The organism is Erwinia mallotivora (genome assembly GCF_000590885.1).
Classification (GTDB): Bacteria; Pseudomonadota; Gammaproteobacteria; order Enterobacterales; family Enterobacteriaceae; genus Erwinia; species Erwinia mallotivora.
Map to the genome: position 1 here is coordinate 196297 of NZ_JFHN01000018.1, position 26765 is coordinate 223061.

Here is a 26765-nt window from a genome sequence, read left to right on the forward strand (position 1 = left end):
ATCTACTGAGGCCGAGATGCGCTACAACATTAACGCCCGTCTTATTTTTGACGCTGAGGACGGTACGCTGACACTTCCCGGAGAGGATCAGGCAGACAGTCAGCTGACGCTCACTGCCAGCGCCCTGCTGGGTTTTTTTCTGCTTCATACCGGGGTGATCAGCCGCGAGGAAGTACTGAAAAAAGTATGGGATGAAAATAATCTCACCTCATCAAACAGCAACCTCAACCAGTACCTGAGTATGCTGCGCAAAACTTTTCGCCATTACGATATTGAAAATGTGATCGTTACCGTGCCACGTGGCTACCTGCAACTTAATCCGGACATTAGCGTCGAATTACTTCAGGCGTGCGCAGAAACAAACACAACCCTGCCACCGCTGCCTCTTTCGTCAGACAATGTCGCCTTGCTCACTGCTGCCAGCACCGCTATCCCCCCGTCGCACACAGAGGAAATCTGTTGGCATATTGCCAGTGTCAGCCTGCTGATCATTGCTCTGTTACTGGTCTTTGGTCTTCTTATGGGTGACAGACCTGCTCATATCCCCCTGACCCCGTTAAGCCTGAATCAGTGTGAACTGCTGGCCAGTAAAGGAATGCTGCAATCTGTTGCAGCGAGCGTTTACATAAGCAATTTTGACCACGTTCGCCAGCGCCTGAACCTGGCGTGTAAACCGGACAAGCGTTTTATGTTTTTCTATGGAGACAGGCTGGAAACTCTCGGTCTGGGTCGCGTGTTTCTGGCTCACTGTGCGATGCATCAGGATAACCCCTTCGGCTACTGCGATAACTATTTTTATTATTCCTGGAAAGTGTCGTGAGGTTCAGTGCTCGCCAGTGTTTTGCATTGTCTGCCTTCGTCTTTTTCACCGCCGTCGGCTTCGCCAGCCTGAAAGAACTTGCCGCAGACGGCGGCGAGATGATGCGTTGCTCAGGCAAAGGAATCATGTTCTTTGAGGATATGAAGAAAGAAAATATTAACGGCAATATCCATTTCAACTTTGCGGCGAAAGGAGAAGGAACCATGGTCGTTGAGGGCTATACCGACTCTGAAAGCGGCTGGCTCTACCTTCAGCGTTACGTCAAATTTCACTACACCAGTCACCGCATTAACGCATCGCAACGTGACTATCGTATCAGTGACTGGAAAGCCAGTGCGTCATCCATCGATGCCTCCCCGGACATCATCTTTGACTATTTTATGCGGGAAATGTCGGACAGCCACGATGGCCTGTTCCTCAATGCACAAAAGCTCAATGACAAAGCGGTTTTACTCAGCTCCATCAACTCTCCTCTGTTTATCTGCATTCTGAACCCTGACACGGAAGCCGACTAAACCTCACCCTCTCACTCACCGCCAGCTCTCTCCCCCGATTATTCTGCTTCGCTCCAGATCTCTGCTCAATGCATCACGTGCGTTCCTGTAAAACCGCACGTTTTGCTTTCAGTCTGCCCGATTGAAATATGACGCCGACCACATTCCGCCGGGGAAATATCACCACCCTTTCGCAAGAAAAATGCATTTTTTTAACATTCCCATCAGCGAATAAAAACCGCCAAAAATTTCATCTTCTTTATTAAGAAAAACGAATAAAAAACAGGACAAACAAATAAAAAAGACAATAAAAACACCTTAATTAAAGAATAAAAAACCAAAATTATATTTATAGAAATTTTAAATTTTAAAAAAACGCCGATTACTTATAGTGAGTGCCGAACACGGATTGGCTGTGCGAATGAACCCAAAATCACAAACCTGTTCCGGAGAAAATCAAAATGGGTGATGCATTAGGGCTTATTGAAACCAAAGGTCTGGTGGCCTGTATCGAAGCGGCGGATGCCATGTGCAAAGCCGCGAATGTTGAACTGACTGGCTATGAAAACGTCGGTTCGGGTCTGGTCACCGCCATGGTGAAAGGCGATGTCGGCGCGGTGAAAGCCGCAGTGGATTCGGGTGTGGAAGCAGCACAACGCATTGGCGAAGTGGTGACCTCACTGGTTATCGCCAGGCCACACAATGATATTCACAAAATCATCATTAAACATAAGGCCTGAAGGCCGGGAGAACGTATATGGGTGATGCATTAGGTCTGATTGAAACCAAAGGGCTGGTGGCCTGCATTGAGGCCGCAGATGCCATGTGTAAAGCCGCCAATGTTGAACTGATTGGCTATGAAAACGTCGGCTCTGGCCTGGTCACCGCCATGGTGAAAGGCGATGTCGGCGCGGTGAAAGCCGCAGTGGACTCTGGCGTGGAGGCGGCACAGCGTATCGGTGAAGTGGTGACTTCGCTGGTTATCGCCCGACCACACAACGATATCCAAAAAATCGTTTCACATTACAAAATCGCAGAATGATGGAGAAAACCTCATGAAAGAAGCACTCGGTCTGATTGAAACCAAAGGGCTGGTGGCCTGCATTGAGGCCGCAGACGCCATGTGTAAAGCCGCCAATGTTGAACTGATTGGCTACGAAAACGTCGGCTCCGGTCTGGTCACCGCGATGGTGAAAGGCGATGTCGGTGCGGTAAATGCGGCGGTGGATTCTGGCGTGGAGGCAGCAAAACGTATCGGTGAGGTGGTGACCTCTCGTGTGATTGCGCGACCGCATAACGATATCGAAAAAATCGCGGCAAAGCATAAAGCATGACCTGACAGGGTACGCCCCGTCGCCACTCTTTTCGTTTGATGAAGGATAATCTCATGATTGAACTGGACAATGATTTGCGCGCCAGGCAGAACGCCAGAGATCGGGTACGCGCAGCCAAAAAGGCCCAGGCAATGCTTGCCACCTTTTCACAGCAACAAATTGACGCCATTGTAAAAAACGTGGCTCAGGAAGCCGCGCATCATGCGGAGACGCTGGCGAAAATGGCGGCTGAAGAGACAGGTTTTGGCAACTGGCAGGACAAGGTGCTGAAAAACCGCTTCGCCTCGCTGCGCGTTTATGATGCGATTAAAGAGATGAAAACCGTCGGCATCATTCATGACGATCAGGTTAATAAAGTGATGGACGTGGGCGTACCTCTTGGCGTGATTTGCGCGCTGGTTCCCTCCACTAATCCGACCTCAACGGTGATTTATAAAACCCTGATCGCGTTGAAATCCGGCAACGCCATCATCTTTTCTCCTCATCCCGGAGCCCGTCAGTGTAGCTGGAAGGCCATTGACATCGTTAAGCGCGCCGCCGAAGCAGCGGGCGCGCCCGCAGGCTGCGTCGACGCCATTACCGAACTGACGGTGGAAGCGACCTCAGAATTAATGCACAGCAAAGACGTCTCATTAATCCTTGCCACCGGCGGTGAGGGGATGGTGCGGGCAGCCTATGCTTCTGGCACCCCGACCATCAGCGGCGGCCCCGGTAACGGCCCGGCGTTTATTGAGCGCAGCGCCGATATTCCGCAAGCGGTGAAAGACATCATCACCAGTAAAACATTCGACAACGGGGTGATCTGCGCGTCAGAGCAGTCGATTATCGTGGAACGCTGTATCAGCGAGGAAGTACGGCGTGAGCTGGCCGCTCAGGGCGCATACTTTATGAACGAAAGTGAGGCAGCCAGTCTGGCGGCATTACTGTTGCGGGCAAACGGCAGCATCAACCCTGACGTCGTGGGTAAAACCGCCCTTACCCTGAGCCAGATGGCAGGATTTACCGTTCCCACCACCACCCGCGTTCTGATCGCTGAGCAAAGCGATGTCTCCCGTCGCAACCCTTATTCACGAGAAAAGCTCTGCCCGGTGTTAGGCCTGTATGTGGCAGAAGACTGGAAAGCTGCCTGCCAGAGAGCCATGGCGCTGCTGACCAATGAGGGGCTTGGCCATACGCTGGTGATCCACACCCGCAATAAAGAGGTTGTGCGCCAGTTTGCTCTCGAAAAACCGGTTAACCGCATTCTGGTTAACACGCCTGCCGCACTGGGCGGCATCGGGGCAACCACCAATATTTCGCCTGCTCTGACCCTGGGTTGTGGGGCCGTTGGCGGCGGTTCCAGCTCTGATAACGTTGGCCCGATGAATCTGCTCAATATTCGCAAAGTGGGTTATGGCGTTCGCACTATTGATGAACTGCGAGTGCCGGGCAGCCGTTCGCCAACGCCGTCCAGCCTCTCCGTCAGCCCGGAAAATAATCCCCATCACAGCATCCTTGATGACGTTCGCTTCAACACCCCGACCAGCCCGGCGGCTGACAATCGCTTCGGCCAGGCTGTCCCTGCCACAGCAGAAGCGGAGATCAGTGAACAGCATGTCGAACAGGTTATCCGTCAGGTGCTGAAACGCCTGGGTCAATAACGCAGGCAGATAAGGCGATATAACGATGATTCTCGCAAAGGTAACCGGACATGTTGTCGCCACGCAGAAATGCGCTGAGCTCCGCGGCAGCAACCTGCTGCTGATCACCCAACTAGATGACGATCAGCAGTTAAGAAAAAACAAAACCTGGGTGGCTGTCGACTGCGTTGGCGCGGGAATAAACGACATTGTGCTGGCGGAAGCTTACTTCGCCCTGAACAAAGACCGCTACAAGGCAATGTCGGTGGTGGCCATTGTCGAGAATGTGTGTCGGGATCGCTAAGGAGAGGTGTTCGATGAATGAATTTTTGCTGAAACCCGGCATTCGTTTTGGTCAGGGTGCGCTCGCTTCGCTCGGTGAGTTGACTGCAACTCAGGCTCTGTTGGTCACGGACCAGGCGATGGTCAGGTTTGGCCTTGCAGCGCGGGTCACCCGCATCCTGAATCAACGCGGCATCCCTTTTACCCTGTGGGATGACGTTATCCCCGATCCGGATATTGCCACCGTGGTACGTGGGATGAAACTGATGGATGCCTACTATCCGGATCTGGTTATCGCGCTGGGCGGCGGCTCGGTGATTGATGCGGCCAAAGCCGTGATTTTTTCCCTCGCCCAGACCCAACCTGAAGCAGGGCGGCAACGTCCCTGCCTCGTAGCCATTCCCACCACCAGCGGCACAGGGTCTGAAGTGACCGCCTTCTCGGTGGTAAAAGCTCACGCCGAAAAACTGGTACTGGTCGATCCCTCACTGCTGCCGGATATCGCCATTCTCGATCCGGAACTGGTGTGCTCAGTACCGCCTGCCATCACCGCCGACACCGGTATGGATGTCCTTTGCCATGCACTGGAAGCCTTCGTTTCCCGCCACGCCAGTGATTTTTCTGATGCGCTGGCAGAAAAGGTCGTACAGCAGGTCTTTCGCTATCTGCCAACGTGCTGGCGCAGTGGCGACAACCTGCTGGCGAGGGAAAAAATGCATAACGCCTCCTGTATGGCTGGCATGGCTTTCACCAATGCTTCTCTGGGCATCACTCACAGCCTGGCACATGCCCTCGGTGGGGTATTTCGGGTGCCGCACGGTCGGGCGAATGCGCTACTGATGGCAGAGGTGGTCGCCTGGAACGCCGACTATCAGGGCAATTGTGATACCCCCGCCGCCCATAAATATGCCCGACTGGCCCATCTGCTGGATCTGCCAGCAGCGACGGTACGCCAGGGCGTCAACAGCCTGCTTGCCGCCATCCGGGCATTAAAAGCAGAGATGACACTGCCAGAAGGCATCAGGGAAACCGGCATTGATGCAGCTGATTTCGAGCACCGGCTGGCGGAGATGGTCAGCCAGGCGCTGGATGACAGCTGCACACCGGCCAATCCCAGAACACCGGATGCCCAGGCATTAAGCGGACTTTACCGCCGGGCATGGGCCGGTACGATCATTTCGTAAAGGTTTAAAACTGGAGACATTTACTATGGCACACCACAGCTTAACACCGCGCGTCAGGGTGCTGGCAGAGCGTTTACTCTCACAAAAAAGCACCCTGTGCAGCGAGCACGCCAGTACCCTCAACCAACTGGAAAGCGATATCGCCGGTATTCCGACGGCGGTTAAACCGGCCCGTCGCTTCTGCGACCTGATGCGCCAACTGCCTGTCAGCATCCACACGGATGAACTGATTGTCGGTAATCAGAGCAGGAAACTGCACGGCGCAATCTTTCATGATGACAGTACGCTTCAGCGCCCTTCCGTCTTCCGCTTTCTGAGCCTTAACGACTCTCCTGACTCACCGGACTATATGCTGGTGATTGGCAAAGGGATAAATGCCGTCAAACGGCAACTGGAAGAGCGGATCCGTTCGCTGGGCAGCGCCGTCAGCCGCAGCGGAATGGACGAAGTTAACGCCTGCCGCTCGGCCGTATACGCCTGCGATGGCCTGCTGAACCTCGCGCAAAAACTGGCCACCAGTGCCGAAACGCTTGCCGCCGCCGAAGCCAATCACTGGCGTCGCGCCGAGCTGCTCGACAGTGCCGCGATTCTGAATCGGATTCCGGCGTTACCGGCACAGACCTTTAAAGAAGCCTGCCAGGCATTTTACCTGTTCCAACTGGCACTGCATCTGGACAACGGCAGCTATGCGGTCAATCCGGAAGGTGCCGATAAAGCCCTGTTGCCTTTCTATCAGCAGGATATCAGTAACGGCACGATAACCGAGCAGCAGGCCTTTGAAATCGTCGAATGCCTGTGGTTTAAGCTGGCAGAGCTGAGCGAGGTGCGTGCACCCTGTGCCGTTGATGGCTACCCGATGTTCGATGCTCTGATTCAGGGTGCCACGCTCGATGATGCCAGCGTAGCGGTTAATCCTCTGTCAGCACTGTTTCTCAGCGCACACCATAATTTAAGTCAGCTTAATCTACAGGTACGTCTGTATCACGGCAGTCAGGCCGCCCCGGCACCGGTTGCCAGCGCTGACAGCATCAAGGTGATGGAAGGGTTGACCTCTCGCGTACAGCGCCTGCGCAACGCCTATTTGCAGGTGCGCCCCAGCGTCTCGATTTATCGGGCGCTGGCTTTTACCGAGGTGGTGAAAGCTAACCCCGGCATGCCGGTGATTCTGCTGCGCGCCAAAGCCTTCCGTCGCGCCTGCGAAACCGCGCCGATATTGATTCAGGATGATGAGCTGATTGTCGGCCATCCCTGCGGTAAGCCGCGTGCCGGGGCATTCTCACCGGATATTGCCTGGCGTTGGGTACGCGACGAGCTTGATACCATGAGCAGCCGCCCACAGGATCCTTTTGAGATCAGCGAAAAGGACAAAAAAACCATACGTGAAGAGATCGTGCCCTTCTGGGAAGGCCGTTCGCTGGATGAAATCTGCGAGGCGCAGTATCGGGAAGCCGGTGTCTGGGCGTTCAGTGGGGAAACCTTCGTCAGCGATCTCTCCTATCATCAAATCAATGGCGGCGGTGATACCTGTCCGGGCTATGACGTCCTGCTGTTTACCAAAGGTATGAACGGCATTATGGCCGATGCCCGCTCACGGCTTGCGCAGTTGAGCATGGAAAACCCGGACGAGATTGACCGCATTTACTTCTACAAAGCAGCCATTGAAACCTACGAAGGAGTGATCGCTTACGCTCAGCGCATCGCCGCCCACGCCCGCGAGCTGGCAGCCCGTGAGCAGGATCCGCAACGCCGCGCCGAGCTGTTAACCATTGCTGAGGTCAACCAGAACGTTCCGGCCAATCCTCCCCGCACATTCCAGGAAGCGCTGCAAAGTATCTGGACCGTGGAATCCCTGTTTGAAGTGGAAGAGAACCAGACTGGTCTGTCGCTGGGTCGCGTCGATCAATACTGTTATCCGCTGTTTGCAGCGGATATTCGTGAAGGACGGCTGACTCATGACGGCGCGCTGGAAATGATGCAGGCGTTTATTATCAAATGTGCCGAGCTGATGTGGATGTCCAGTGAGATGGGGGCGAAATATTTCGCCGGCTATCAACCATTTATCAATCTGACCGTTGGCGGTCAAAAACGCACCGGCGGCGATGCCTGCAATGACCTGACTTATCTGATTATGGATGCGGTGCGCTTCGTCAAGGTGTACCAGCCTTCGCTGGCCTGCCGGATCCACAACCAGTCGCCCCTTGAGTACATGGAAAAAATTGTTGATGTGGTGAAGGCGGGTATGGGCTTCCCGGCCTGCCATTTCGATGATTCCCATATCAAGATGATGCTGCGTAAAGGCTTTGATTTTGAAGATGCCCGCGACTACTGCCTGATGGGCTGCGTCGAACCGCAGAAATCGGGGCGCATCTATCAGTGGACCTCCACGGGTTATACCCAGTGGCCGATTGCCATTGAGTTTGTCCTTAACCGTGGCCGGATGGTGCTGTTTGACAGTCAGCAGGGGCTGGATACCGGCGACCTGCGTGATTTTCATACCTTTGCTGATTTTGAAGCGGCGGTGAAAAAGCAGATATCCCATATCATTCGCCTGTCAGCGATTGGCACGGTGATCAGTCAGCGTGTGCATCGTGATATTGCGCCGAAACCGCTGATGTCTCTGTTAGTGGAAGGCTGTATGGAAAGCGGCCGGGATGTCACCGCTGGCGGAGCCATGATTAATCACGGTCCGGGACTGATCTTCTCCGGTCTGGCAACCTATGTTGATTCGCTCATCGCTCTGCGCAAGCTGGTCTGGGAAGAGAAAAAATATACCCTTGAACAGATCCGCGATGCCCTGCTGGCTAACTTTGAAGGCTACGATGCTCTGCGCCGTGACTGCCTGAATGCGCCGAAATACGGTAACGATGATGATGACGTCGATCAGTACGCGCTGGAGATCACTGAGTGGACGGAAAAAGAGTGCCGTCAGTACAGGATGCTCTATTCCACCCTCAGCCACGGCACGCTGTCTATTTCCAACAATACGCCAATTGGCGAGCTGACCAACGCCACGCCGAACGGGCGTCTGGCATGGATGCCGCTGTCTGACGGTATCAGCCCGACCCAGGGAGCAGATAAACAGGGTCCCACCGCCATCATCAAGTCGGTAAGCAAGATGAACGTCGAGAGCATGAATATCGGCATGGTGCATAACTTCAAATTTCTTAAGGGGCTACTGGACACGCAGGAAGGTCGCCAGGGGCTGATTACCTTACTGCGCACCGCGTCTGTGCTGGGTAATGGTCAGATGCAGTTCAGCTACGTCGATAACGAAGTATTGAAAAAAGCCCAGCAGGAACCGGAAAAATACCGGGATCTGATTGTCCGTGTCGCCGGATACAGTGCCTATTTTGTTGAGCTGTGCAAGGAAGTTCAGGATGAAATTATCAGTCGCACCATGATTGATAAATTCTGATTTTTGCCATCTGTTTCGGGTTGCAGAAATAAATGCCCCCGGTTTTTCATCGAATAAAGGTGAAAACCCTTACCCTTCTGCAACCTGAAAACAGGCTGAGAGCATGTCAGGCATTATTCAGGAGAGTAACGTGAACGTGACTCAGGAATTAACGGGCAGGATTTTTAATATCCAGAAATATTCTATTTATGATGGTGAAGGGATCCGCACGCTGATTTTTTTTAAAGGCTGTAATATCCGCTGCCCGTGGTGTGCCAATCCGGAAGGATTAATCAGCCAGTTTCAGGTGATGTTTTCACAGGATAAATGCATCAACTGCGGAGACTGCGTTAACGTTTGTCCGGCGGGTATTCATTATCGGGCGGAAGAAAATGGTGAAATGAAACATTTCGTCAATCGGAATAAAGATTGTATTGGTTGTCGCCGCTGTGAAGAAATATGTACCCGTCATGCGCTGGATATTATCGGTAAAGACGTCAGCGTCGGTGAACTGATGGATATCATTATGCAGGACTATGATTTTTATCTCTCTTCCGGCGGTGGCGTCACCATCGGGGGAGGAGAGATGAGCCTCCAGACGGATTTTGCCGTCGCTTTATTCAGTGAATGTAAAAAAAAGATGATCAATACCGCGGTGGAAACCCAGGGAACCACCTCGCTGGCTAATTATCAGAAGCTGGCACCGGTCACAGATACATTTCTTTTCGATATTAAGCAAATTAACAGCGAGCATCATAAAGCCTTATTTGGCATCAGTAATGAAGGTATTCGTCGCAATCTGGAGTGGCTGGTGGATTATGGCGCTAAGGTCATTGTGCGTATGCCGTTGGTTCGTGGCTATAACGATTCATGGGATGCCATTACCGGTGCCATTCATTATGTGCAGAAACTGGCGAGACGCGGAAATATCAGTCGCATTGATATTTTACCGTACCACCAGCTTGGCCGGAAAAAATATGAACGTCTGGATATGCCTTATCCGGTAACGGGCGATCCTTCTTACAGCCCTGAGGAGCTGAATAAATTAGAAACCTTTTTCGCCCAGTTTTATTTTGATATTCGCTTAGTTCGCCATTAACAGGAGCCGGTGATGAAAAGTTTAGGGATAATTGAAACTACGGGATTTATCGCCGCTGTTCAGGCGGTGGATGCTGCCTGTAAAGCCGCTGGCGTAACCTGCACAGGCTATCGCAAAGTCGGCTCGGGGCTGGTGAGTGTCTGTTTTGAAGGGGAAATCAGCGCGGTAAAAACCGCCGTTGAGCGCGGCGTAGCCGTAGCCGCCAGCCATCAGCCTGTCAGCTCGCTGATTATCGCCCGTCCCGACAGTAAGGTGGTGCAGGCCATCGGGCGGTTGAAAGGATCGCCCGCGCCCACGCAAACCCGGTGCGCCACGCCGCCCAGTCCCGCCACACCGAAGGCAGCTGAGCCTGCCAGGACGACGACAGCATCCCCAACCGCCGATGCAGCCGATGCAGCCGATGCAGCAGACCAGTTTAAAGTCGCCGGGATTGACCAGCCCGCAGAAAACAGCGGCAGCACCGCCCCTCAGGTCCCCTCTGCCCAGCCTGCCGTGCTGAATAAACCGGCAAATAACACCAACAGCAAAAAAGGGAGAAAGGCATGATCGACGATCTGCTACGGGAGAGGATCGCCACCCTGCTGTGTGCGGACGCACCGGCCATCCCGGTAGGCATCTCCAACCGCCACGTCCACCTGGCACAACAGGATGTTGAAACCCTGTTCGGCAAAGACCACAGCCTGACGTCACTAAAAGCGCTGCGGCAACCCGGACAGTTTGCCGCTCAGGAGTGCGTGACCGTGGTGGGTCCGAAAGGCTCACTGTGCAACGTGCGCGTTCTTGGCCCGACCCGGCCGGTTTCCCAGCTGGAGATCTCCCGCGCCGACTGTTTCACCCTCGGTATTCAGGCACCGGTTCGTGAGTCAGGCCAGCTTGATCACTCAGGCAGCGCGCTGCTGATTGGCCCCAAAGGACATGTTGAACTGCGGTCACAGGTCATCTGCGCCTGGCGGCACATTCATATGTCGCCACAGGATGCACAGCAGCTGCACGTCAGCAACGGGCAGCTGGTCAGCGTGCGAACACAGAGTGCTGAACGCCAGCTGACCTTCGATCAGGTCATCGTCCGGGTACGCGATGATTTTTTACTGGAGTTTCACATCGACACCGAAGAGGCCAATGCCGCCGGACTGAAAAATGGCGATCGGGTCATGCTGGCAGGTTAACGGAGTGACATCATGACTGAGGAACAGATTGAATGCCTGGCAACACGCATTATCCAGCGATTGCAGCCACCGCTACTGGTGATGGTCACCGCGGCTGAAGGTTACCGACAGGAAATTTGCCAGCGGCTGGCAGGCTGTGCATTGCCGCTGCATTTTGCCCTCGACGACGCCATTCCGGACGCCGCACGGTGGCAGGCAATCGGTCATGTTCTGCCCACTGAGCACTGGCAACAACGCTTGCCTGATGCGCCTTACCGGGCGCTGGTGCTGCCGTTTGCTGACTATCCACTGGCTGCCCAGCTGGTCAACGGGAATCTGCAAAGTCCGGTGGCGAAGCGACTGTATGATGCCCTGCTTGCAGGCATTCCGGTGCTGGCGTTGCGCTACCACTGCGATCCCGACAGTGAACTGAACCAGCTACGCGGGGTGATGCCGGATTCTCCCTGGGCGAGAAAAATGCGCGAGACACTCTCCAGACTGGCCGAGTGTGGCGTGCAGCTGTGCACCATTAACCAGCTGCTGGCGAAAGCTGACCTCCGGACCCAGGCCACGCCGGTGCTCAGCCCTTCGCGCCGTTATCTGACCGTCAGCGACGTGGTCAGTAACCCGGCACAGGTATCTGCCAGCGATAACCGGCTTACCGATGCCGCCAGTGATTACCTGAAAAATCAGAAAAATATTTACCCAAAATAATTCGCGTTGCAGGACAAAAACGCCAGCGTTTTTGAACAGCGCCAGCGCTGGCCCCGAAGGGGTGAGGCCTTCAGGCCGAATCATGCGGCAGCAAGTAAATCCCAGGCGCTGACTCAGGTAAGTGACCGGGGTGCGCTCATGCAGCCAACGTACCTGCAACCTGAAGTATGTCGGGGATAACTTTAATCATTAATGTCAGGGAGTTTGACTATGTCTTCAAAAACAAAATGTTGGCTGTGGATGCTGCTGGTAATTATTTCAGAAACCTCTGCCACCTCAACCCTTAAGATGTTTGGCAGCAGCGCAGGCACCACCCGCTTCCTCCTGCTGGCGCTGCTGATCCTTCTTTACTGCACCTGCTACTACTCACTGTCCCGTGCGGTGAAGGATATCCCGGTCGGTCTGGCTTATGCCACCTGGTCCGGCACCGGCATCCTGGTGGTTTCTTCACTGGGGATTGCGTTCTACGACCAGCACCCGGATACCGCCGCCATCACCGGTATGGCGGTGATTGCCAGCGGCATCATCATCATGAATCTGTTCTCTAAAATGGGCAGCGAGGAGAACACGGAAGAGAGCAGCAAATCCACCCCATCGCTGAGTGCAGCGGATAAATAAACGACCCGGTCTGTCCTGACAGGCGTTGCAAGCGGCCAGGACAGCACACAGCAATCTCAGCGTGCAGCCAGAATACAGCAACCTGAGCACGGCTCAGCGCCTGACTGGCCCGGCACAAGCCGTAACTAAAAAAAGGATAGTTCTATGTTTAATATTGGATTTTTATGGCTGGCACTCTCAATCACCTCAGAAATTACCGGCACCTCGATGATTAAAAAGACCAGTGGATTCAGTAAGCTGGCTCCCTCCCTGCTGGTGGTCTGTGCCTATTCGCTCTGTTATTTTGCCCTGACCAGAGCAATGGCAACCATTCCGGTGGGGGTGGCTTACTCACTGTGGTGTGGCTTTGGCATCGTCGGCGTCACCCTTTGCTCGATGATCCTTTACAAACAAAAACCGGATCTTCCCGCGATAATCGCGATGGCGCTGATCATCTCAGGCGGGGTGATCATGAATCTGTTCTCCGGCATGTGAATCGCTGGCTGGTGGAGCCAGGCTTTTACGGATACAGCTTCACCCGGTGAATATGCTGTCGGCGAAGGTATGCTGGTGTCGGCAAAGGTTCGGCCAGTGAGCAGACGGCGTTGCCAGCAACCAGGGAAAATCAGCTCCCCCGGTAGGTGGACCATGACCAGGGGGAGATGAGAAATGGCAGGTGATAGTGGCTGGCGGTTTCCGGCAACCTGAAGTCAATCTGCGCGCTGACATACAGCGCATCGCGCCCGCTGGCGGCAAAATAGTCGCCGATGTCAGCAATCAGCCGGTACTGACCGGCGGTCAGCGGCTCCGGCGTCAGATTTTTGACGCGGCCATCGCCATCCGTACATCCGGATGCGACCGCTGACCAGCCCTGACTGCCCTTTTGCTCCAGCACAAGATGAACGCCACTGGCCGGTTTGCCCAGCGCGGTATCAAGAATATGGGTGGTGATGGTACTCATTCAAACGTCTCCTTCAGACGCAGCAGGGTGATTTCGCGCAGTTGATCCAGCGCCTCCTGCTGTTCCTGCTGTGGGTCATTGTTCAGACGGCGGTGCAGTTCGACCAGCATCTCCTCTCCACTGCGCCCTCTGGCACGAATTAAAAATACCCGTCCGAAACGCTGTTCATAAGCGCTATTTCCTGCCCGCAGCGCCTCTTTAAGCTGTTGATCTTGCGCATTAACCCCGGCCTGTTCCCCGCCTGACAGCTGCGCTTCTTTACCGCCGCCCTGCGCCCGCTCACCAATGCGCGGATGAGCCGACAACGCCAGCGCAAGCGCCCGTTCATCCCACAGTCGTGACAGCGTGTCCCCCTGTTGCAGTAACGCTGCCGTTGAGGAATAGGGCCGCCCGGCCACCAGCGCGTTCACCCAGTCGTTCAGTGCCACACAGTGGGCGATCAGCGCGGCGGCATCCGCCCCCTGTGCCTGATTAAAGTGTTGCAGCTTCATCTGTTTCTCCCTCAGCCTCTTCACTGCACAGCGTTGTGTCTGCGAAAAATAAACTTACCCTGCCCAGCTGGTCGCCACATTTTGTACCGCCTGCGCATAAGCACGGATAGCACTGGCAACGTCATCCTCCCGCACCGATTCTGCCGGGTGGTGGCTGATGCCGCGATCGCAGCGTACAAACAACATGCCCACCGGCCAGCGCCCGGCGATGGCAATCGCATCATGCCCCGCGCCGCTGGGTAGAGACAGGCTGCGGCCCTGTACCTCACCGACCACCGCGCTCAGCACCGACTGCAATTTATCATCACAACGGGTTGCCGGGATCTGATAATACTCTTCGGCGCTGAACGTCAGACCACGCCGCAATGCGATCGCCTCTGCCTGAGTTAACAGCGCCGACAGCAGTTCAGCCAGCGGACGGTCTTCCGGCCCACGCACATCCAGCGTCAGCGCCACCTCACCGGGAATGACATTCACCGCGCCCGGCAGACACTGTAGCGTGCCAACGGTCGCCACCAACTGCGGCCCATGTTGCGTCGTGGTCTGTTCGGTAAACACCATCCACTCGGCGGCGGCGGCCAGCGCATCCTTACGGTGGCTCATTGGCACGGTGCCCGCGTGCCCGGCCTCACCGCTGAAGCGGCAGTTCAGACGGCGTGCCCCGTTAATGGCGGTCACCACCCCTAACGGCAGGTTTTCCTGCTCCAGGCAGGGGCCCTGTTCAATATGCAGTTCAAGATAGGCGACAATTTCGCTGACCTCGCGCGCCGCCTGCTGAATCTTCGCCGCATCCAGCCCAACATCGGCCATCGCTTCCGCCACGGTAATACTGTTGCCATCCGGGTGGTTTACCCAGCTTTCCGGCCAGCTGCCGGTGATACCCCGACTGCCGAGCAGCGTGATACCAAAGCGGGTGCCCTCTTCATCACCAAAACCAACGATTTCCACCGCCAGCGGCAGCCGCTTACCCTCATCGTGCAACTGCTGCACGGTTTCAATCGCGGTCAGCACCCCCAACATGCCATCATAGCGCCCGGCGTTGCGCACCGTATCCAGGTGCGAGCCCAACAGCAGCGCGGGTGCCCCTGCCGCAACACCTTCATAACGACCGCAAATATTACCGACAGCATCCTGCCAGACGCGCATCCCCGCCGCCACCATCCACTCCCCCACCAGCGCGTTAGCACGCAGATGCTCAGCAGAGAGATAAACGCGGGTCAGTTGCCCCGGCGTTTCGCTGATTTCAGCCAGCTGGTCGCAGCGATCCATCACCCTGGCGGCAGCCTGCGCCGCCTGTGCCGCGCTCATCAGGCCATTTCTCATCAGCCGTTCCCCTGTGCATAGTGATCCCAGGCAGCCTGCATCGCCGCGCCCTGGGTGGTTTTGAAACCCTGATAATTCAGCACCGACTCCAGCGCGCTCAGCGTCTGCATCACGCAGTCTTTGCGAGCGTTGTAGCCCATGGTGCCAATACGCCAGACTTTGCCGTGCAGCGGACCAAATGACGTGCCGATCTCAATGCCGAAATCGTCCAGCATCAGTTTACGCACCGCATCACCATTGATGCCCTCAGGGATCATCACTCCCAGCACGTTGTTCATTTTGTGTTGCAGGTCGCCGAAGGTGTCTAATCCCATCCCCTGAATGCCTTTCAGCATCGCGTCACCGTGCAGTTTGTGACGGGCAATACCGTTCTCCAGTCCTTCCTCCAGGATCAGACGCGCAGATTCCCGTGCGCCGAACAGGGCTGAGGTCGCTTCGGTGTGGTGATTCAGACGCTCGGGTCCCCAGTAGTCCATGATCATCCCAAGGTCGAAATAGTTGGACCAGATCATCTCGTCATCACCATCCTGGTGTGCCGCAGTACGGATCCCCTCTTCCACGCATTTGCGCTTGCGGATCGCCGCTTCCATCTCCGGGCTGAGCGTAATCGGTGAAGTACCGGAGGGACCGCCAAGGCATTTCTGCATCCCGGCGGAAACGGCATCCAGCCCCCAGGCATCGACTTCCAGCGGATTACCGGCCAGTGACGCAGTGGCATCGCTGTAAAACAGCACCCCGTACTTTTTGCAGATTGCGCCCAACTCTTCGAGGGGTTGCAGCATGGTGGTTGAGGTGTCACCCTGCACCGTCAACAGCAGGCGCGGGCGAACCGCTTTGATCGCATCTTCAATGCGATCCGGGGTAAAGACTTCGCCCCACGGCACCTCGATAGTGTGTACTTCAGCGCGACAGCGGCGGGCAATCTCACACAGCAAATGACCAAAACGGCCAAACACCGGCACCAGCACTTTGTCGCCAGGACGAATGGCCGACAGCAGGATCGCTTCAATACCCGCGCGAGAGGTGCCATCAATCAGCAGCGTCCAGCGGTTTTTGGTGTGGAAAACGCCACGGTAGAGTTCCATCACTTCATTCATGTAATGGGTCATCGCCGGATCGTACTGCCCGATCAGCTGTGCGGACATGGCACGCAGGACACGCGGATCGGCATTGATCGGTCCCGGTCCCATCAGCAGACGCTGTGGCGGGTTAATCTGAGGGTATGTTGTTAAATCCATCTGTTTTGTCCTTTACCTGGCACCTGTTCCGGTAAGCAGTATTGCTGGCACCCCGCCAGCCGACCGCAGGGAACAGGGAAGATGATGAGCGCTGGCGGGGCAGGCTCCTGATAATCTGATGCGCTCAGCCGAGGCCGCGCACCGACGAGATAAACTGTTTCAGCTCGGGGGTTTGCGGGCTGGCGAACACCGTTTTACTGTCGCCCTGTTCCCACACCCGCCCCTGGTGCATAAACACCACGCGGTCGCCCACTTCACGGGCGAAATTCATTTCATGGGTCACCAGGATCAGCGTCATGCCTTCTTTCGCCAGCTGCTCCAGCACTTTCAGCACTTCGCCAACCAGCTCCGGATCGAGCGCCGAGGTGATCTCATCACATAGCAACACCTTCGGAGACATCGCCAGCGCCCTGGCAATCGCCACGCGCTGCTGCTGACCGCCGGAAAGGCTGGAGGGGTAGTAGTCAATTCGCTCGCCCAGCCCGACCTTTTCCAGCATCTGTTTTGCCAGCGCACGGCATTCTGCTTCTTTCTTTTTCAGCACCCGCCGTGGTGCCAGCATGACGTTTTCCAGCGCGGTCATATGGGGGAACAGGTTGAAGTTCTGAAACACCATACCCACAGAGCGGCTGATTTCACGCGCCTGGGAATCGCGGTCGGTAATGGTCATACCGCCCAGTTTGATGCTGCCTTCCTGGTAACCCTCCAGACCGTTGATGCAGCGCAGCAGAGTACTTTTGCCAGAACCGCTGCGGCCAATGATCGAGATCACTTCACCCATATCGATATCCAGATCCACGCCCTTCAGTACGTGGTTGTCACCGTAGTATTTCTGCACCTGATTAATGGTGATGAGCGGCATTGAATTTCTTCTCCAGGTACTGGCTGTAGCGGGACAGCGGATAACAGATCAGGAAGTAGCCCAGCGCCACCAGCCCGAAAACTTTAAAAGGTTGATAAGTGACGTTATTGAGAATGGTGCCCGCCTTGGTCAGCTCGACAAAGCCGATAATCGACGCCAGCGCGGTGCCTTTCACCACCTGCACCGCAAAACCCACCGTCGGTGCGATGGCAATACGCAACGCCTGTGGCAGCACCACGCGCCACAGGGTCTGACCAAAATTCAGCCCCAGGCAACGACAGGCTTCCCACTGCCCTTTCGGCAGGGCTTTAACGCTGCCGAACCAGATGTCCACCAGAAACGCACTGGTGTAAAACGTCAGCGCCAGCGACGCGGCGGTCCACGGAGAAACATCAATGCCAAACAGCGCCACGCCAAAAAAGGCCAGGAACAGCTGCATCAGCAGGGGCGTTCCCTGAAACAGTTCGATGTAACCCCGGATCAGACGGTTAGGCCAGCGACGCCGGGTCAGTCGGACCATCACCAGCGGCATCGCCACCAGGGTGCCGCCAAAGAAAGCGGCCAGCGACAGCAACAGCGTCCAGCGTGCGGCCAGCAGCAGATTGCGCAGGATGTCCCAGTCGGTAAAGGTCGTCATGCTGCCGCGCCTCCTAACCATTTGCGTCCGGCTGCCAGCAGCAGTTGCCGCATCACCACCGACAACGCGAGGTAGATAAAGGTGGTTACCAGATAAACTTCAAAGCTTAAAAAGGTGCGAGACTGGATCAGGTTGGCGGCAAAGGTCAGTTCTTCATAGGAGACCTGCGAAACCACCGATGAGCCAAGCATCACAATAATGCACTGGCTGACCAGCGCCGGATAAATACGTTGCAGCGAGGGGGGCAACACCACGCGCAGAAAGGTCTGGCTGCGGGTCAGGCCAAGCACGCGCCCGGCTTCCCACTGGCCTTTTGGCGTCACCTGAATCCCGGCACGGATGATCTCGGTGCTGTACGCACCGAGGTTAATCAACATCGCTAACAGCGCCGCTTCACCTGCGGTCAGTTTGAGTCCCAGGTTGGGCAGGCCAAACACAATAAAGAACAGCTGCACCACAAAGGGCGTGTTGCGGATCAGCTCAACGTAGCAGCCCCACAGACGCCCCGCCAGCGAAGGTCGGCCGCTGCGCAGGGCCGCACCCAGAATCCCCAATGACACACCGCCGAGGGTAGCCAGCACGGTTAGCTGAATGGTCACCCACAGCCCGGCCAGCAACTCCGGCCAGTATGGCCAGAGTGCAGGAAAGTTGAGTTGTCCGGTCATCAGCTGTCCTTACGCGCCGAGATCGGCCGGTAATGGTGCTTTTAACCACTGTTCGGACAGGCCATTCAGCGTTTTATCTTTAATGGCCTGCTCAATCAGCGCATCCACTTTGGCTTTCAGCGCGGGCTCATCTTTGCGCAGACCGATAAAGCACGGGGAATCCTTCAGCATAAATTTGGCAACCGGGGCTTTATCCGCATTCTGGCGGGAGATAGCCGCCACCACCAGGTTACCGGTAGCGACATACTGCACCTGGCCAGAGAGGTACGCAGACAGGGTGGTGTTATTGTCTTCATAACGTTTCACCTCAGCATCTTTCGGCGCAACGCTGGTCAGCACCATATCTTCCACTGCGCCACGCGTCACGCCAATGGATTTGCCACTCAGGGCGGCGGCATCTTTCAGTTGGGCATCTTTTGGACCAAACACACCAAGGAAGAACGGTGCATAGGCGCGGCTGAAGGCGATGACTTTCTCACGCTCCGGGTTTTTACCCAGGCTGGAGATCACCAGATCCACTTTGTCGGTTTGCAGGTAGGGGACGCGGTTAGCACTGGTGACCGGCACCAGCTGCAACTTAAGTTTCATCTGTTTCGCCAGGTACTTCGCCATGTCAATGTCGTAGCCCTGCGGTTGGAGATCCGTTCCGACCGAGCCAAAAGGTGGAAAGTCCTGCGGCACGGCGATACGAATAACCCCACGCTTTTCAATATCCTGTAGCTGATCCGCTACCGCATGTGTCACCTGAGTTAACATCAGCGCTGCACCCACTACTGCCAGTAATACTTTTTTCATTCTGTTTTCCCCGGTTAAGCGATCATGAAACAAAAGATTCTTGATAAAGCCATTTGCAACTAATGTGCCAGCCACGAATACGCACCACAAAATAGTTTTGGCCGTATTACCGGGGAAAGGTGACGGTATCAGGGATGATGAGAAAACAGACAAAAAACCAGATATTTAGCTGTTTTACAGCAGACTGACGGCAACGCAACCGATTGCAGTGAGGTTTTCACCACGGCGGAAATTCCACGCCATGCTGAAGCCAGAGAGGGTTATTTTTTTCGCACCAAAACAAAGCAAAGCACCAAAACGGTGCCCCATCAGCGCTGTTCCAGCTCATCAAGGTGCTGGTACAGCTCGGCTATCTGATGAATGCGCTGACGTCCCACGCTGAGCAATTCATGCAACAGCGCATTAGCCAGCAGATTGATCAGGCTGTTAGCAGCGGCATAGCTGTCAAAGGCAGACACGCTGTCCAGCGGAGCGCAAAGCTGCCAGCGGGTCAGGGCAATCAGTGCCTGAGCTTGCGGTTCACAAATCACCAGGGTCGGAATGGCACGGCTGTGCAGCTGCTGCAATAGTGGTTTGATAATGCGCGGGCGGCGGCGATAGGCCATCACCACCACCATATCTTCGGCAGTCATATCCACCAGCTCTTCTGACAGCGTCTGACCGGGCTGCGGCAGCAGCACTACCCCGCCACGGGCCTGAAGCAACTGCTGACGTAAGTGCAGCGCCAGCGGCCAGGAGTTGCGCATGCCGATGATAAAGATACGCCGACACCCCGCCATCTGCTGCACCACTTCACCAAACTGTCCGGCATCCAGACTGTTTACCCACTGGGTGAGATTAGCCATTTCCTGCTTGTAGTGCCGCGCCAGCAGCGTATTACCCTGCACCGCGTCCCGGTTGTCTGTCAGCGGCATGCCGCTCTGGCGCAGGGTACGCAACTCGTCGCGCATGTCTTTGTATTTTTCATAGCCAAGGCGCTTGAACAGACGGCTCACCGTGGCCTTGGATACGTTGCTGAGCCTCGCCAGCTCTGCGCTGTTGTAGCTGATCAAATCGTCGAAGTGGTCGAAAACAAAGTCTGCCACCCGCTGCTCCTGGGGCGAGAGTTGTGGATAGTGGCTTTTCAGACGTTCATCAAGCTGCTTCATGGCGTATGACCTTTGTAACTTTCGTTTCAGGGAACATAGCCTATACAAATACCGTGCCTGCTGAAAAAATTATTTCATTACCCGCTGCCGACAGAGAACAGCATTGCCCGCTGGCCCCGATTATTTATCGCCCATTTACCCGGCCAGCGGCAAACTGGAACAGCTCTTGCTTCTGACTATGTTCTGTCACCCAAAAAATGAGAATGTAATGATCCAGAGTAATATCGCCCCGCTTGGCATGGCCGTGACACCTCATCATCTGGCCAGTGAGAGTGCGGTGGCCGTGCTGCGTGAAGGCGGGAATGCGATTGAAGCGATGGTCGCTGCGGCTGCCACTGTCGCGGTGGTTTATCCGCATATGAACGGGCTGGGTGGCGATGGGTTCTGGCTGATTGTGCCGCCTCAGGGTGAGCCGATTGCCATTGATGCCAGCGGTGCGGCGGGTTCGCTGGCCGACATCGCTTTTTATCAGGGCGCAGCCGCTATCCCCCACCGCGGCCCACAGGCGGCGCTGACCGTCGCCGGCACCGTCAGCGGCTGGGCGGAAGCCTTAAAGATATCAGACGAATGGGGCAGCCCTTCCCTGCCGGTTTCCCGCCTGCTGGCTGACGCCATTCGTTACGCCGCAGACGGCATTCCGGTCACCCGGTCGCAGGCCGATGCCACCCGCGCCAAGTATGCTGAGCTGGTCAGCCAGCCTGGTTTTGCCGACACCTTTTTACCGGATGGCGAACTGCCGGTTGCCGGCAGCCGTTTCACCCAGCCGCAGCTGGCTCACACCCTCAGCATTCTCAGCGAAGAAGGTCTGGACAGCTTCTACCGTGGCACCGTGGCCGACAAGCTGGCAAAAGAGATGTCCCTGCTGGGTATGCCGATAACCCTTGCCGATCTTCATCAGCATCAGGCGCAGCGCCGTACGCCGCTGCGCATCCGCCATCAGTATGGTGAAATTTTCAACCTGACGCCCCCGACCCAGGGCCTGGTATCGCTGGCAATACTGGGGATGACCGACGCGTTGCAGATGGCAGAAGCCGACGAAGTCCAGACGATTCACCGCATTGTTGAGGCCACCAAACTGGCCTTTGGCCTGCGCGATCGCTACATCACCGATCCACGCCATATGTCGGAACAGATGCAATCGTTGTTAAATTCCGGCCTGCTGGCCGATCTGGCGGCCGGAATCGACGATCGCCGTGCTGCCCCGTGGGGAAACGGCAAAGGTCCCGGCGATACGGTGTGGATGGGGGTGATGGACAGCAGCGGGCTGGCGGTATCATTTATTCAGAGCATCTATCACGAATTTGGCAGCGGAGTGGTGATCCCGGATACCGGCATCACCTGGCAGAATCGCGGCGCGGCCTTCAGCCTCGATCCCCGGCATCTGCTGGCGCTGGCACCGGGCAGGCAGCCGTTCCATACCCTCAACCCCGCCGCCGCACGGCTGCACGATGGCCGTACCCTGGTCTACGGTTCAATGGGCGGCGACGGCCAGCCGCAAACCCAGGCCGCCATTTTTATCCGCCATGTGGTGCAGGGGATGCCGTTGCAACAAAGCATCAGCGCACCGCGCTGGCTGCTTGGTCGCACCTGGGGGCAATCTTCCGAGTCGCTGAAACTGGAAGGCCGTTTCTCAGCCGACGTCTTTCAGCAGCTGCGCGCGCTGGGTCATGAGGTTGAGGCACTGCCCGACTTCAGTGAAGCCGTCGGTCATGCTGGTGCCATTGTCCGACACACTAACGGTATGCTGGAAGGCGCTGCCGACCCTCGTAGTAACGGCAGTGCCAGCGGTTTTTAACAGGAGAGAAAAATGATGCAACGTTCACCCGACTGGGCAAGCTATCTGGCACAGATGGAACAGGTGCTTGACGTTCCGCTGGACGATCAACGTCGTGCAGAGCTGTTGATCCAGTTCAGCCGTATTGCGGCGATGGCCGACCCGCTGATGGCTTTCCCCCTTGATGACCGGCTGGAAGTGGCAGGGGTATATAAAGCATGAATCTTGCCTCTTTTACCATTGCCGGGCTGAAGCACGCGCTGGTGTCCGGCGAATTAAGTGCGCGGGAAATAGCGCAGCAGACGCTGGCAGAGATTGAACAGCACAATCCGGCCATTAACGCCTGGACGCATATCAGTCACCAACGCATGTTGCAGGAAGCAGACGGTATCGATTATCTGCGCAAAAGCGGGCAGCCGCTGCCCGCGCTGGCCGCTATCCCTTATGCGGTCAAAAATCTTTTTGACGTCGCCGGACATCCGACACTGGCCGGGGCCAGTCTGTTTCAGGATCGCCAGGCGGCGCACGCAGACAGTTTTGCCGTTCAGCAACTGACGCAGGCCGGTGCGCTGCTCAGCGGGATGTTGAATATGGATGCCTACGCTTACGGTTTTACCACTGAAAACAGTCACTATGGTGCCACCCGTAACCCACGCGATCTCACCAGGGTTGCCGGGGGATCGTCCGGTGGCTCCGCCGCCGCCGTGGCCGCCGGTCTGGTGCACTTCTCGCTTGGCAGCGATACCAACGGTTCGATTCGTGTACCTGCCTCTTTGTGCGGGATTTTCGGCCTGAAACCGACCTTCGGTCGCCTGTCGCGCAGCGGCAGTCATCCCTTTGTCGCCAGCCTCGATCATATCGGGCCATTTGCCCGCTCGGTGAATGACCTGGCGCTGGTGTATGACGCGCTCCAGGGAGCCGATCCCAGCGACAGTTTCCAGGCAGAAAAAGACCTGCAACCCGTCGCTTCGACGCTGGAGCAGGGGCTCGACGGATTACGTTGTGGTGTGCTGGGTGGCTATTTCCATAGCTGGTGTACGGAGGATGCCCGCACGGCGGTGGCAACCGTCGCGAAAGCGCTGAAGGCAGAAGATGAGGTGACCCTGCCAGAGGCTGAGCTGGCACGCAGCGCTGCTTTTATCATCACCGCCGCAGAAGGCGGCAACCACTATCTGCCCGCGCTGCGTCACAGCCCGGAACGCTTCGAGCCTTTTTCGCGTGAGCGTTTGCTCGCCGGAGCAATGGTGCCCTCCGCGTGGTATGTCCAGGCGCAGCGTTTTCGTCACTATTTCCGCCAGCAGGTACTGCCGCTGTTTGAGCAGTTCGACGTGCTGATTGCCCCGGCCACGCCGTCGAGTGCCACCACTATCGGCCAGCAAACCATGCACATCAATGGTACAGATTTGCCAATCCGCGCCAGCATGGGGATGCTGACTCAGCCGATCTCTTTCCTGGGGCTGCCGGTCACCACCGTGCCGCTTCTGACCGCCAGCGGCCTGCCGATTGGCCTGCAACTGATTGCGGCCCCCTTTCAGGAAAATGCCTGTCTGCGTGCGGCATGGGCCCTGGAACAGATGGGTATTGTCGCGGCCCTGCCTGCTAATCTGAGAACATAATGATGAAAACTGAACATATTGATCGTCCGGCCATCCTCGCTGAAGTCACCGCTGCTTTCTGGCGCTATGAAGAGGCGCTGATCGGTAATAACACCGCCGTGCTGGACGAGCTGTTCTGGCATGATGAGCGCACCGTCCGGCTGGGTGCAGGGGAAAATCTTTACGGCATTGATCAGATCCGCGACTTTCGCAACGCCCGATCGCCGCAGGGACTGGACCGTCAGCTGCGCAACACGGTGATCACCACCTTCGGCGATGATTATGCGGTGTGCAGTACTGAGTTCACTCGTGAAGGCAGCGACAGAATCGGTCGCCAGCAGCAGACCTGGGTGAAATTACCTTGTGGCTGGCGGATCGTCGCGGCACAGGTCAGTCTGATGAGCTGAACGTTTGCCACCACCGGACTGATAAACATTCCCGTCGCACGACGGGAATGTTCAGGTATTACAGCAGCCAGATGAATCCCGGCTTAATGAAATCCGAATAACAGAGGCTGTTCAGCAGGAGCCATACTTTCTGATGTCGTCAATATGGCGGTTGAAATACTCGATTCTGTTCATAAACTGGCGTTCGATATCACTCATTCCCGGCCGCTGATAACCCGTACAGGGATAAACACCGTACCAGCGATCAACAGCCATCAGCGCCATCCAGTGCGTATCCAGACTCGATTCCCCATAGGGGACTCCCGCTTTTTGCATTGCAGCAGACTGCCAGAAATTGTGCATAAGCCGGGCGTAATAGTGGTATTTAACCAGATAACTGTTTGCAAGGTGAGCGTGTTTAACGCTGTAAAATTCAGGCAAAACCTGGTGAATGATTAAATAGCTGGCAGAAAGGAGCGCAACATCCCATTCGGTTTCCTGCAAATTCAAAAAAAATTGATTCAGTCTGCGGCACGATTCCTCGTCATGATAAAACGTCATATCATCTTCAAGAACCAGCACGTTTCTCCAGCGAGCACGCTGTGCCATTTCCAGCACAGCGGCATGCGATAAAGTACAGCCGACGCCACCATTCCTCTCTTCAATAGCTTCAAAGCGAATAATTTTATCCTGCGGAACACCCGCAGACTTCAGCTCTTCCTGCATCGCCTGATTTCTGTCCGATCTTTTATTCAAATTAATATAGACAACCTTGTCGACAAATTGCCAGTTAATGAATTCCATTATGGCCTCCCTGATTTTATGCCTTAACTGATAATACACTTGCATACTGGCGTAGTGAGATAAAGAAAAATAAAAACAACGCAATTTTATTTTTATATCAGTAAATTGCATAAGATGATAATCAATGATTGCAGCGAGAGTATTTTATAAAAATATAATCAGAGCACATGCCGATAAGGCAGATAATTTTTTTAATTTACTTCAGGGCAGGTCGTTGAAACAATTTTTACTTTTTCTGGAGAGTCCGATCGTGGGTATATATTTAAACCCGGTGGAATTAAATAAATATCCCGTTAATCCAGTTCAATTGAAAACCGCAGATGTTTTACAGAACCCGTCCGGCGTACATTTATTTAAAAAAAATCGCGCTACTCAGCCGACAAAGTCCGTTAAGTCTGACGGGCTGTTTACTGGCAAAAACAGCCCGCAGAAAAGCAGTTATCTTTGCTTCATCCGGCCGGATGGGTGGCGATCCAGTGTTCCGCAATCTGCTGGCGGGTGCAGATCCACACCGCATCATGTTGCTGGATATAATCAAGGAAACGCTGTAGCGCCCGAAAACGACCGGGCCTGCCCAACAGCCGACAGTGCATCCCTATCGACATCATTTTTGGTGCCGTTTCGCCCTCTGCATACAACACATCAAAGCTGTCTTTCAGATAGGTATAAAACTGCTCTGCGGTATTGAATCCCTGCGGCGTGGCAAAGCGCATATCGTTGGTTTCCAGCGTGTAAGGGATAATCAGATGCGGCTTAACCGACCCATCCTGACAGGTTACCTGGGTCCAGAATGGCAGGTCGTCGCCATAGTAGTCGCTGTCATAGCTAAATCCGCCCTGCTCAACCACCAGCCTGCGTGTGTTAGGGCTGTCCCTGCCGGTGTACCAGCCGGTCGGCGCTTTGCCGAACAGGTCGGTCAGCGTATCCACCGCCAGTTGCATATGCTGGCGTTCAGTCCGGGCATCCATTGCCTGGTAGTGGATCCAGCGCCAGCCGTGGCTTACCACGTCGTAGTCTGCCTCTTTTATTGCCGCGACGATTTCCGGGTGGCGAGCCAGCGCCATCGCAACGCCAAAGACCGTCAGCGGCAGTCCACGCTTCTGAAACTCCTGATGAATACGCCAGAACCCGGCACGGGAACCATATTCATACAGTGAATCCATCGACATGTGACGCTCCGGATAGCTGGCGGCACCAATAATATCTGATAAAAACTGCTCGGATCCGGCATCGCCATGCAATACGTTGTTTTCTGCGCCCTCTTCGTAATTAAGCACAAACTGTACGGCAATCTTCGCGCTGCCCGGCCAGGCGGCATGAGGCGGCTTACCGGCGTAGCCTGTCAGGTCACGAGGATAATTTTTATTAAAGCTGTACTCTTTTTTTTCTACGTCATTGCTCATC

General features: G+C 55.5%; 30 protein-coding genes and 1 pseudogene. 19 read left to right on the top strand and 12 right to left on the bottom strand.

Annotated elements, in window-relative coordinates:
* Positions 1 to 16 precede the first annotated feature (16 nt).
* The 15 genes and pseudogenes from BG55_RS02165 (at position 17) to BG55_RS02235 (ending at position 13177) form a co-directional block, all read left to right on the top strand.
* Positions 17 to 820 (top strand): winged helix-turn-helix domain-containing protein, encoded by an 804-nt coding sequence (locus BG55_RS02165; RefSeq protein ID WP_034933885.1) that lies wholly within the window; start codon positions 17 to 19, stop codon positions 818 to 820.
* Positions 817 to 1335 carry a FidL-like protein gene (locus BG55_RS02170; RefSeq protein WP_034933886.1) on the top strand — a complete coding sequence of 173 codons (519 nt, stop codon included), beginning with the start codon at positions 817 to 819 and terminating at the stop codon, positions 1333 to 1335. Before BG55_RS02165 ends, BG55_RS02170 begins: the two co-directional genes overlap by 4 nt.
* A 440-nt stretch (positions 1336 to 1775) precedes the next feature.
* Positions 1776 to 2054 carry a BMC domain-containing protein gene (locus BG55_RS02175; RefSeq protein WP_034933887.1) on the top strand — a complete coding sequence of 93 codons (279 nt, stop codon included), beginning with the start codon at positions 1776 to 1778 and terminating at the stop codon, positions 2052 to 2054.
* A 17-nt stretch (positions 2055 to 2071) separates the two neighbouring features.
* Complete coding sequence (locus tag BG55_RS02180) at positions 2072 to 2356, top strand: BMC domain-containing protein (protein WP_034933888.1); 285 nt, start codon at positions 2072 to 2074, stop codon at positions 2354 to 2356.
* A 13-nt stretch (positions 2357 to 2369) separates the two neighbouring features.
* Complete coding sequence (locus BG55_RS02185; protein ID WP_034933889.1) at positions 2370 to 2648, top strand: BMC domain-containing protein; 279 nt, start codon at positions 2370 to 2372, stop codon at positions 2646 to 2648.
* Positions 2649 to 2701: 53 nt separating this feature from the next.
* Complete coding sequence (locus tag BG55_RS02190; RefSeq protein WP_034933890.1) at positions 2702 to 4288, top strand: acetaldehyde dehydrogenase (acetylating); 1587 nt, start codon at positions 2702 to 2704, stop codon at positions 4286 to 4288.
* 25 nt (positions 4289 to 4313) lie between these two features.
* A complete protein-coding gene (locus BG55_RS02195; RefSeq protein WP_034933891.1) occupies positions 4314 to 4571 on the top strand; it encodes a EutN/CcmL family microcompartment protein in 258 nt (85 codons plus the stop codon).
* Positions 4572 to 4584: 13 nt separating this feature from the next.
* Positions 4585 to 5733, top strand: coding sequence for a 1-propanol dehydrogenase PduQ (locus BG55_RS02200; protein ID WP_034933892.1), 1149 nt, complete (start codon positions 4585 to 4587; stop codon positions 5731 to 5733).
* Between the two features lie 25 nt (positions 5734 to 5758).
* Positions 5759 to 9148 (top strand): choline trimethylamine-lyase, encoded by a 3390-nt coding sequence (gene cutC / locus BG55_RS02205; protein WP_034933893.1) that lies wholly within the window; start codon positions 5759 to 5761, stop codon positions 9146 to 9148.
* A gap of 130 nt (positions 9149 to 9278) precedes the next feature.
* On the top strand, positions 9279 to 10226 hold the full coding sequence (cutD, locus tag BG55_RS02210; RefSeq protein WP_034933973.1) for a choline TMA-lyase-activating enzyme: 948 nt from the start codon (positions 9279 to 9281) through the stop codon (positions 10224 to 10226).
* A gap of 12 nt (positions 10227 to 10238) precedes the next feature.
* A pseudogene (locus BG55_RS23470) lies at positions 10239 to 10577 on the top strand (BMC domain-containing protein); the annotation flags it as partial.
* Positions 10578 to 10768: 191 nt separating this feature from the next.
* On the top strand, positions 10769 to 11392 hold the full coding sequence (locus BG55_RS02220; RefSeq protein ID WP_034933894.1) for a phosphate propanoyltransferase: 624 nt from the start codon (positions 10769 to 10771) through the stop codon (positions 11390 to 11392).
* 12 nt (positions 11393 to 11404) lie between these two features.
* Positions 11405 to 12085: a hypothetical protein gene (locus BG55_RS02225; protein ID WP_034933895.1), complete on the top strand. Its 681-nt coding sequence runs from the start codon at positions 11405 to 11407 to the stop codon at positions 12083 to 12085.
* Between the two features lie 210 nt (positions 12086 to 12295).
* Positions 12296 to 12703: a DMT family transporter gene (locus tag BG55_RS02230; protein WP_034933896.1), complete on the top strand. Its 408-nt coding sequence runs from the start codon at positions 12296 to 12298 to the stop codon at positions 12701 to 12703.
* Positions 12704 to 12847: 144 nt separating this feature from the next.
* A complete protein-coding gene (locus tag BG55_RS02235; RefSeq protein WP_034933898.1) occupies positions 12848 to 13177 on the top strand; it encodes a DMT family transporter in 330 nt (109 codons plus the stop codon).
* Between the two features lie 130 nt (positions 13178 to 13307).
* On the opposite strand, the gene uraH is transcribed toward BG55_RS02235, so the two are convergent.
* The 10 genes from uraH to hpxU form a co-directional block, all read right to left on the bottom strand.
* Entirely contained in the window at positions 13308 to 13643 is a 336-nt protein-coding gene (gene uraH, locus BG55_RS02240) for a hydroxyisourate hydrolase (RefSeq protein ID WP_034933899.1), read from the bottom strand.
* Positions 13640 to 14134 (bottom strand): 2-oxo-4-hydroxy-4-carboxy-5-ureidoimidazoline decarboxylase, encoded by a 495-nt coding sequence (gene uraD, locus BG55_RS02245; protein WP_034933902.1) that lies wholly within the window; start codon positions 14132 to 14134, stop codon positions 13640 to 13642. The genes uraH and uraD overlap by 4 nt, the downstream gene beginning before the upstream one ends.
* Before the next feature lie 54 nt (positions 14135 to 14188).
* On the bottom strand, positions 14189 to 15457 hold the full coding sequence (gene hpxK, locus BG55_RS02250) for an allantoate amidohydrolase (RefSeq protein WP_034933904.1): 1269 nt from the start codon (positions 15455 to 15457) through the stop codon (positions 14189 to 14191).
* Complete coding sequence (locus BG55_RS02255; RefSeq protein WP_034933906.1) at positions 15457 to 16695, bottom strand: pyridoxal-phosphate-dependent aminotransferase family protein; 1239 nt, start codon at positions 16693 to 16695, stop codon at positions 15457 to 15459. Before BG55_RS02255 ends, hpxK begins: the two co-directional genes overlap by 1 nt.
* A gap of 124 nt (positions 16696 to 16819) precedes the next feature.
* On the bottom strand, positions 16820 to 17557 hold the full coding sequence (locus BG55_RS02260; RefSeq protein ID WP_034933907.1) for an amino acid ABC transporter ATP-binding protein: 738 nt from the start codon (positions 17555 to 17557) through the stop codon (positions 16820 to 16822).
* Complete coding sequence (locus tag BG55_RS02265; RefSeq protein ID WP_034933909.1) at positions 17538 to 18194, bottom strand: amino acid ABC transporter permease; 657 nt, start codon at positions 18192 to 18194, stop codon at positions 17538 to 17540. The genes BG55_RS02260 and BG55_RS02265 overlap by 20 nt, the downstream gene beginning before the upstream one ends.
* Entirely contained in the window at positions 18191 to 18859 is a 669-nt protein-coding gene (locus BG55_RS02270) for an amino acid ABC transporter permease (protein WP_034933911.1), read from the bottom strand. The genes BG55_RS02265 and BG55_RS02270 overlap by 4 nt, the downstream gene beginning before the upstream one ends.
* A gap of 9 nt (positions 18860 to 18868) precedes the next feature.
* Positions 18869 to 19654: a transporter substrate-binding domain-containing protein gene (locus tag BG55_RS02275; RefSeq protein WP_034933913.1), complete on the bottom strand. Its 786-nt coding sequence runs from the start codon at positions 19652 to 19654 to the stop codon at positions 18869 to 18871.
* 174 nt (positions 19655 to 19828) lie between these two features.
* Positions 19829 to 19963 carry a hypothetical protein gene (locus BG55_RS23370; protein ID WP_268745044.1) on the bottom strand — a complete coding sequence of 45 codons (135 nt, stop codon included), beginning with the start codon at positions 19961 to 19963 and terminating at the stop codon, positions 19829 to 19831.
* On the bottom strand, positions 19963 to 20802 hold the full coding sequence (gene hpxU / locus BG55_RS02280) for a MurR/RpiR family transcriptional regulator HpxU (protein WP_034933915.1): 840 nt from the start codon (positions 20800 to 20802) through the stop codon (positions 19963 to 19965). Before hpxU ends, BG55_RS23370 begins: the two co-directional genes overlap by 1 nt.
* 208 nt (positions 20803 to 21010) lie before the next feature.
* On the opposite strand from hpxU, the gene BG55_RS02285 reads away from it, so the two are divergent.
* The 4 genes from BG55_RS02285 to hpxZ are packed head-to-tail and all read left to right on the top strand — an operon-like array spanning position 21011 to position 24578.
* Positions 21011 to 22597 (top strand): gamma-glutamyltransferase family protein, encoded by a 1587-nt coding sequence (locus BG55_RS02285; protein WP_034933976.1) that lies wholly within the window; start codon positions 21011 to 21013, stop codon positions 22595 to 22597.
* 12 nt (positions 22598 to 22609) lie between these two features.
* Positions 22610 to 22798, top strand: a complete 189-nt coding sequence (gene hpxX, locus BG55_RS02290; protein ID WP_034933917.1) for an oxalurate catabolism protein HpxX — start codon at positions 22610 to 22612, stop codon at positions 22796 to 22798.
* The gene (locus BG55_RS02295) at positions 22795 to 24192 is read left to right on the top strand and encodes an AtzE family amidohydrolase (RefSeq protein WP_034933919.1); all 1398 of its coding nucleotides are present in this window, start codon (positions 22795 to 22797) and stop codon (positions 24190 to 24192) included. Before hpxX ends, BG55_RS02295 begins: the two co-directional genes overlap by 4 nt.
* 2 nt (positions 24193 to 24194) lie before the next feature.
* A complete protein-coding gene (gene hpxZ, locus BG55_RS02300; protein WP_034933921.1) occupies positions 24195 to 24578 on the top strand; it encodes an oxalurate catabolism protein HpxZ in 384 nt (127 codons plus the stop codon).
* Between the two features lie 111 nt (positions 24579 to 24689).
* Here hpxZ and BG55_RS02305 read toward each other — a convergent pair whose 3' ends face one another.
* The gene (locus tag BG55_RS02305; protein WP_052018649.1) at positions 24690 to 25361 is read right to left on the bottom strand and encodes a glycosyltransferase family 25 protein; all 672 of its coding nucleotides are present in this window, start codon (positions 25359 to 25361) and stop codon (positions 24690 to 24692) included.
* A gap of 449 nt (positions 25362 to 25810) precedes the next feature.
* Positions 25811 to 26764: an allantoinase PuuE gene (puuE, locus tag BG55_RS02310; protein ID WP_034933922.1), complete on the bottom strand. Its 954-nt coding sequence runs from the start codon at positions 26762 to 26764 to the stop codon at positions 25811 to 25813.
* Position 26765 lies beyond the last annotated feature (1 nt).

Bases quoted from the DNA above. Each gene is read 5' to 3' on its own strand.
- hpxK (WP_034933904.1), bottom strand. From the start codon at position 15,457: ATGAGAAATGGCCTGATGAGCGCGGCACAGGCGGCGCAGGCTGCCGCC.
- hpxZ (WP_034933921.1), top strand. From the start codon at position 24,195: ATGAAAACTGAACATATTGATCGTCCGGCCATCCTCGCTGAAGTCACC.
- BG55_RS02230 (WP_034933896.1), top strand. From the start codon at position 12,296: ATGTCTTCAAAAACAAAATGTTGGCTGTGGATGCTGCTGGTAATTATT.
- BG55_RS02255 (WP_034933906.1), bottom strand. From the start codon at position 16,695: ATGGATTTAACAACATACCCTCAGATTAACCCGCCACAGCGTCTGCTG.
- cutC (WP_034933893.1), top strand. From the start codon at position 5,759: ATGGCACACCACAGCTTAACACCGCGCGTCAGGGTGCTGGCAGAGCGT.
- BG55_RS02270 (WP_034933911.1), bottom strand. From the start codon at position 18,859: ATGACCGGACAACTCAACTTTCCTGCACTCTGGCCATACTGGCCGGAG.
- BG55_RS02265 (WP_034933909.1), bottom strand. From the start codon at position 18,194: ATGACGACCTTTACCGACTGGGACATCCTGCGCAATCTGCTGCTGGCC.
- puuE (WP_034933922.1), bottom strand. From the start codon at position 26,764: ATGAGCAATGACGTAGAAAAAAAAGAGTACAGCTTTAATAAAAATTAT.
- BG55_RS02200 (WP_034933892.1), top strand. From the start codon at position 4,585: ATGAATGAATTTTTGCTGAAACCCGGCATTCGTTTTGGTCAGGGTGCG.
- BG55_RS02275 (WP_034933913.1), bottom strand. From the start codon at position 19,654: ATGAAAAAAGTATTACTGGCAGTAGTGGGTGCAGCGCTGATGTTAACT.
- BG55_RS02260 (WP_034933907.1), bottom strand. From the start codon at position 17,557: ATGCCGCTCATCACCATTAATCAGGTGCAGAAATACTACGGTGACAAC.
- BG55_RS02165 (WP_034933885.1), top strand. From the start codon at position 17: ATGCGCTACAACATTAACGCCCGTCTTATTTTTGACGCTGAGGACGGT.
- BG55_RS02175 (WP_034933887.1), top strand. From the start codon at position 1,776: ATGGGTGATGCATTAGGGCTTATTGAAACCAAAGGTCTGGTGGCCTGT.
- uraH (WP_034933899.1), bottom strand. From the start codon at position 13,643: ATGAGTACCATCACCACCCATATTCTTGATACCGCGCTGGGCAAACCG.
- BG55_RS02225 (WP_034933895.1), top strand. From the start codon at position 11,405: ATGACTGAGGAACAGATTGAATGCCTGGCAACACGCATTATCCAGCGA.
- BG55_RS02195 (WP_034933891.1), top strand. From the start codon at position 4,314: ATGATTCTCGCAAAGGTAACCGGACATGTTGTCGCCACGCAGAAATGC.
- hpxU (WP_034933915.1), bottom strand. From the start codon at position 20,802: ATGAAGCAGCTTGATGAACGTCTGAAAAGCCACTATCCACAACTCTCG.
- BG55_RS23370 (WP_268745044.1), bottom strand. From the start codon at position 19,963: ATGGGGCACCGTTTTGGTGCTTTGCTTTGTTTTGGTGCGAAAAAAATA.
- BG55_RS02235 (WP_034933898.1), top strand. From the start codon at position 12,848: ATGTTTAATATTGGATTTTTATGGCTGGCACTCTCAATCACCTCAGAA.
- BG55_RS02180 (WP_034933888.1), top strand. From the start codon at position 2,072: ATGGGTGATGCATTAGGTCTGATTGAAACCAAAGGGCTGGTGGCCTGC.
- BG55_RS02305 (WP_052018649.1), bottom strand. From the start codon at position 25,361: ATGGAATTCATTAACTGGCAATTTGTCGACAAGGTTGTCTATATTAAT.
- uraD (WP_034933902.1), bottom strand. From the start codon at position 14,134: ATGAAGCTGCAACACTTTAATCAGGCACAGGGGGCGGATGCCGCCGCG.
- hpxX (WP_034933917.1), top strand. From the start codon at position 22,610: ATGATGCAACGTTCACCCGACTGGGCAAGCTATCTGGCACAGATGGAA.
- BG55_RS02220 (WP_034933894.1), top strand. From the start codon at position 10,769: ATGATCGACGATCTGCTACGGGAGAGGATCGCCACCCTGCTGTGTGCG.
- BG55_RS02190 (WP_034933890.1), top strand. From the start codon at position 2,702: ATGATTGAACTGGACAATGATTTGCGCGCCAGGCAGAACGCCAGAGAT.
- BG55_RS02285 (WP_034933976.1), top strand. From the start codon at position 21,011: ATGATCCAGAGTAATATCGCCCCGCTTGGCATGGCCGTGACACCTCAT.
- BG55_RS02295 (WP_034933919.1), top strand. From the start codon at position 22,795: ATGAATCTTGCCTCTTTTACCATTGCCGGGCTGAAGCACGCGCTGGTG.
- BG55_RS02185 (WP_034933889.1), top strand. From the start codon at position 2,370: ATGAAAGAAGCACTCGGTCTGATTGAAACCAAAGGGCTGGTGGCCTGC.